The 1645-nt window shown below is 59.5% G+C and carries 3 protein-coding genes; all 3 read right to left on the reverse strand.

Annotated features, from left to right (window positions below; genetic code table 11):
• Nucleotides 1–37 precede the first annotated feature (37 nt).
• The gene (locus tag IQK56_RS28055) at nt 38–427 is read right to left on the reverse strand and encodes a RidA family protein (RefSeq protein ID WP_010210958.1); all 390 of its coding nucleotides are present in this window, start codon (nt 425–427) and stop codon (nt 38–40) included.
• Between the two features lie 14 nt (nt 428–441).
• A complete protein-coding gene (locus tag IQK56_RS28060) occupies nt 442–1224 on the reverse strand; it encodes an amino acid ABC transporter ATP-binding protein (protein WP_122310278.1) in 783 nt (260 codons plus the stop codon).
• The coding region (locus tag IQK56_RS28065; RefSeq protein ID WP_193901903.1) for an amino acid ABC transporter permease at nt 1221–1645 on the reverse strand (425 nt) is incomplete at its 5' end. The genes IQK56_RS28065 and IQK56_RS28060, both read right to left, overlap by 4 nt.

The following is a 1645-nucleotide window of genomic DNA, read 5'->3' on the forward strand; positions in this document are numbered from 1 at the left end:
CACAGTGGATTTGCTGTGGCTTCAAGAACGGGGCAATTTAGCCCTTTTTCTTGTAAGCCACACAATCAATCTCGACCTTGCAATCCACCATCATATTGGCCTGCACACAGGCCCGCGCCGGGGCGTGCTCCGGGGTGAAGTATTCGCCGAAGACCTTGTTGAAACTCCAGAAATCCCGCGGGTCTTCCAGCCACACGCCGACGCGCACCACGTCCTTGAGTTCGTAGCCGGCTTCTTCGAGGATCGCCACCACATTGCGCATGGTCTGCCGGGTCTGCTCGATGATGCCGCCGGTGATGATTTCACCGTCCACCGCCGGCACCTGGCCCGAGACGTAGAGCCAGCCGTCCGCTTCTACGGCGCGTGCAAAAGGACGGGGTTGGCCGCCACCGGCGGTGCTGCCGGCGCCGTAACGAGTAATGCTCATACATGTGCTCCTGATTAAAAACGAATGTTCTTCAAAAATTCCGCCAGGCGCGGTGACTGCGGGCGCTCGAAAATATCTTTGGCCGAGCCCTGCTCCTCAATCCGCCCCTGGTTCATAAATACGATCTTGTCCGAGACTTCGTAGGCAAAGCGCATTTCATGGGTGACCAGCAACATGGTCATGCCCTCTTCCGCCAGGCCCTTGATCACGCTGAGTACTTCACCCACCAGCTCCGGGTCGAGGGCCGAGGTGACTTCGTCGAACAGCATCAGGCTGGGGTTCATCGCAATCGCACGGGCAATCGCCACGCGTTGTTGCTGGCCGCCGGACAACTGGCCAGGGAAATGATTGCGGCGCTCCAGAAGTCCTACGCGGTCGAGCCATTTTTCCGCAAGTGCAACGGCCTCGTCCTTAGGCATTTTCTTAACTTTCAATAAGCCCAGGGTCACGTTCTGCAACGCGCTTAAATGGGGGAACAGATTGAACTGCTGGAACGCCATGCCGGTCATCGCACGATGCTGCGCAATCACCCGCTCCGGGTGGCGCACACGCTTGCCGCCGACGTCGCTGTAGCCGATGGACTCGCCGTCCAGGGTGATCTGGCCGCCCTGGAACTCTTCCAGCAGGTTGACGCAGCGCAGCAGCGTGGTCTTGCCTGAGCCGCTGGAACCGATCAAGGTCACGACGTTGCCGCGCTGCATGGACAGGTCGACGCCCTTGAGTACTTCCACGTCGCCGTATTGCTTGCGCAGGCCGCGAATGTTCAGCAGCGGCTCGGTTGTTTGAGGTTGGTTCATGGCAAGGCCACCCGCTTTTCAATGTAGCGCCCGAATAACTCGATGGCGTAGTTGATGACAAAGAACATAAATCCGGCGAACAGGTAGAACTCCAGGGTCATGAAGGTACGTGCGATGACTTGCTGGGTACTGAGCAGCAACTCGGCCACGCCGATCACCGACAACAAGGTCGAGGCCTTGACGATTTCGGTGGAGGAATTGACCCAGGTCGGCAGGATCTGCCGCAACGCCTGGGGCAGCAGCACGTAGGCCAGGGACTGATAAAACGTCAGGCCAATCGCCTTGCCCGCTTCCAACTGCCCACGGGGAATGGCTTGCAGCGCGCCCCGCACGATTTCCGACACATGGGAGCCGCAGAACAGCGTGAGCCCGACGGCACCGGCCTGAAATGCGCTGATCTGCCAACCGAGCGCCGGCAGCA

It is taken from the genome of Pseudomonas cyclaminis (genome assembly GCF_015163715.1).
Classification (GTDB): Bacteria; Pseudomonadota; Gammaproteobacteria; order Pseudomonadales; family Pseudomonadaceae; genus Aquipseudomonas; species Aquipseudomonas cyclaminis.